General features: G+C 52.6%; 4 protein-coding genes. 1 reads left to right on the forward strand and 3 read right to left on the reverse strand.

The features are described 5' to 3' along the window. The coding region (locus GX117_08550; GenBank protein ID NLO33389.1) for an alginate export family protein at positions 1 to 534 on the reverse strand (534 nt) is incomplete at its 3' end. Between the two features lie 569 nt (positions 535 to 1,103). On the opposite strand from GX117_08550, the gene GX117_08555 reads away from it, so the two are divergent. Further along, positions 1,104 to 1,886, forward strand: coding sequence for an RNA methyltransferase (locus GX117_08555; protein NLO33390.1), 783 nt, complete (start codon positions 1,104 to 1,106; stop codon positions 1,884 to 1,886). A gap of 54 nt (positions 1,887 to 1,940) precedes the next feature. On the opposite strand, the gene GX117_08560 is transcribed toward GX117_08555, so the two are convergent. Then, entirely contained in the window at positions 1,941 to 2,939 is a 999-nt protein-coding gene (locus GX117_08560; protein NLO33391.1) for an ABC transporter ATP-binding protein, read from the reverse strand. Then, positions 2,936 to 3,710 (reverse strand): ABC transporter ATP-binding protein (locus GX117_08565; protein NLO33392.1); only part of this gene is annotated, 775 nt, incomplete at its 5' end. The genes GX117_08560 and GX117_08565, both read right to left, overlap by 4 nt.

Here is a 3,710-nt window from a genome sequence, read left to right on the forward strand (position 1 = left end):
ATCATCATCACCGAAGTCACCATAGTTCTCGGCCAGTTTCGCAGCGATGGCATCAATGCTGACGACATCATTAGCGAAGGTCACGCGCAGGGCGTCAAAGGACAGGCCATAGAAAAAGCGGGTGCTGTCATTGGTGCCGACGAGCCACTGGTTGCCAAGAGCGATTTCTTGACGACCAACACGAACGGTCAGCGGTGTATCCCACATATTGCGGGCTTCAATGTAGGCTTGATACAGCGCAACGTTGTCGTCTCCACGCCAGTCGTTGCCGCAGATGTACCAGGAACGGAAGTCTTCGCCCCACACATCATAGGAGTCCAGTTCAATGAACGCACTCACGTCTTGTGTGAAGTCGGCTTTAACGTTCAGGCGCGTGCGCTGTTCGATAAAGCTGGATTTGCCGAAGCTATCCATGTTGAAATAGTTGCCGCGGATGCGGATGTTGCCGCCGATTTCGACGTTCTGCAGTTCTGCAAAAGCAACACTGCTCATCGCAACCAGAACGGCGATGGTAAGAAAAGTTTTAAACTTCATGATATATTCTCCGAAAATATTTTTTGCATCACTTGCGCCGCAAAAGAATAGAATCCTAACATAGATTCCATCCCACATCTTCCTCCCATGGAAAATTAGAACGGCGCTATCAAAAATATTGAAAAACTTGCGTGACGACACTGTGAGCAGACCTTGATGTCTGACACGATGCATCCCTCCTTTCGGCTCATTAAGATTGAGTGTCTAACGCAACAAAAGGGTACATGATTAAACTGTATAGTGGTGCAATGACCCGCATTTTGACACGCGCGAATCACTTTCTCACCACCATCATGACAGCAGTATAGCAAAATAAAACTGCAGTGTCAAATCTTTTTCAAAATTTATTTTATACACCTAGTGGTTACCGGCAAATCATGACGCACGCAACCACAACATAATGTATAGTATAAAGTTTACGGGATCAGAAATCAACTGAGGTGATCTCCTAAATCAACACAACAATCACTTCTCTGAAACTTACGACATACATGAATTATTCCTTTACCCGCATTCACTATATACTATAGCTGTGGTCATCACACGCCTCTATACTATGGAGACCAAGCATGAAGAAAAAAAACACCAAAGAAAAATATTTGGCGGGGCACCAGCGCAGTTGGGTTTGGGGCCGTCACAGTGTCCGAGAAATTCTCGCGGCGCAGCGTTGGCCTGTGCGAGAACTCTATCTGGATTATGATCTGCCGGACACCATACAGAATGAGGCGGCGGAACAGGGTGTCAAGCTGGGAGCCACCGTTTACCAAGTGAACTCAGAGCGTATCCGCACTTTAAGCGGCGCCCCAGACCACCAAGGCTATCTGATGCGTATGGGTCCCTTCCCCTACGCCGATCTATCGGAGCTCTTCGCAACACCGTCAGAACGCCCTTTATATCTGTTGGTGAATAATTTGCGTGATCCCCATAATTTTGGAGCCATCCTCCGTTCCGCTGCCGCCTTCGCGGCTGACGCGGTGATCGCCTGCGGTGAACATCGTGCGCCGATAAACAATCATGTGGTTCGTGCCTCCGCAGGCGCGCTGAACCGTGTCTCCATTGCAGCCGCCGATAAGACTGTTGCGCTACTGGATGATTTAAAAGCGCAGGGCATCCGATGTGTTGCGGCGACACCGCGCGATGAACCTTTGTTGCGTGATTGTGATTTGACGCAGCCTGTCGCGATTTTACTGGGCAACGAAGGGGCCGGCTTACCGCCCGAACTCATAGCACAATGCGACAGCACCGTATCGATACCACAATATTCTTCCTTAGACTCCATCAACGTGGCGGCAGCGGCGGCAATCTTGCTGTATGAGGTAAACCGCCAGCGATTCCAAGGCACCACACCTTAATACCAACAAAAGGGTGCAAACGAATCGCTGCCTGTTGCGTCCCGTCTCAGCCGGCTACTGCGATTGAAGGCCGTTGTCCGGCAGCGGCGCACGAACAGAACAGGCGACCTGATGCCCCGGAGCGACTTCAACCAACTGTTGGCGCTGTTGCGCACAGGAAGGTATGGCAATGGGACAGCGGGGATGAAAAGGACATCCTGAGGGCGGATGGATGGGGCTGGGCGGATCGCCCGCGACAATTTCCCGGCTTCCCCCTTGCTCCGGATCAGTACGAGGCACAGCGGCAAGCAGCGTTTCCGTGTAAGGATGCAGGGGCGCACTGAAAAGTTCATGAACCGGCGCCATCTCCACAATATGCCCCAGATACATGACAGCGACGGTGTCAGAGATATGGCGGACCACATCTAAATTATGGCCAATGAACAAAAAGGTCAGACCCAGCTCTTCTTGCAAATCTTGAAGCAGATTCAATATCTGCGCTTGTATAGAAACGTCTAGTGCCGAAACCGGTTCATCGGCAACAATGAACTGCGGCTCAACTGCAAGAGCGCGGGCGATGCCAATACGCTGACGCTGTCCGCCGCTGAATTCATGGGGGTACCGATCCGCAGCGGCGCGGGGCAAGCCGACTTGTTCCAGCAGCTCCATGACACGGGCAGCCGTGCCGCGTCTTGTGGTGATACGATGAAAGGTCAAAACTTCAGACAGCATAGATTGCACCGTCATACGCGGATTGAGCGATGCGAAGGGATCTTGAAACACCATTTGCATGCGGCGCCGCAAAGTGCGCAATTGTTTTTTATCGGCGGCGACCACATCAACACCATCGAAACGGATTGATCCCGCGTCAGGCTCAATCAATCGCAAGAGACAGCGCCCCGCCGTTGTTTTGCCGCTGCCGCTTTCCCCTACCAAACTCAAGGTTTTCCCACGGTTTATAGAAAAGCTGATATCCTCGACAGCATGTACCGCGCCCACGGTACGCGAGAATACGCCCGCCTTCACGGGGAAGCGCTTGATCAAGCCCTTTACTTCAAGCAAAGCCGCGGTCATTGAGCATCTTCCTCCTTAGCACTGTCCGGCTTTTGATACAACCAACATGCCGTCGGATGGGAAGCCTCACCGCATACAAGGGCAGGTTCCTGTACTTTACACACCGGCATCACATAGGGACAGCGGGGATGAAAACGGCATCCTTGCGGGAAATCTGTAATGGGCGGGACAACGCCTTCAATCACAGCCAGCCGTTTTTGGTCGCGGTTCGACGCGGGCAAGGACGCGAAAAGACCGCGCGTATAGGGATGATAAGGTTTCTTAAACAACGCGCGAACAGGAGCGGTCTCCACAATTTTACCGGCATACATGACCGCTACTTCATCGGCCGTTTCCGCCACCACTGCAAGATCATGGGTGATCAGCAAGGTGGTCAACTGCGAGTCGCGGCGCAAAGAGCGCAACAACTCCAAGATCTGCGCCTGAATCGTTACATCTAAAGCCGTGGTCGGTTCATCAGCAATCAATAGCTTCGGCGTACACGCCAGCGCCATGGCAATCATAATGCGCTGCAGCATACCGCCCGACATCTGATGTGGATATTCCTGCATCCGCTGTGGTGCCGCTGCGATACCCACACGATCCAACATGTCGACAGCTGCATCGTGCGCCGCGCTTCCCGACAACCCCCGATGCAGACGGAGTACATCCACAATCTGCGTGCCAACACGGAACACGGGGTTGAGCGAGGTCATAGGCTCCTGAAAAATCATGCTGATTTCATTGCCGCGAATACGGCGCATGGCAGGCTCAGACAAGTCAAGCAAGGAC

The sequence above is a fragment of the Candidatus Hydrogenedentota bacterium genome (assembly GCA_012523015.1).
Taxonomy (GTDB): Bacteria; Hydrogenedentota; Hydrogenedentia; order Hydrogenedentales; family CAITNO01; genus JAAYBJ01.

Coding starts and splice junctions, on each gene's coding strand:
- GX117_08555 (NLO33390.1), top strand. CDS start 1,104: ATGAAGAAAAAAAACACCAAAGAAAAATATTTGGCGGGGCACCAGCGC.
- GX117_08560 (NLO33391.1), bottom strand. CDS start 2,939: ATGACCGCGGCTTTGCTTGAAGTAAAGGGCTTGATCAAGCGCTTCCCC.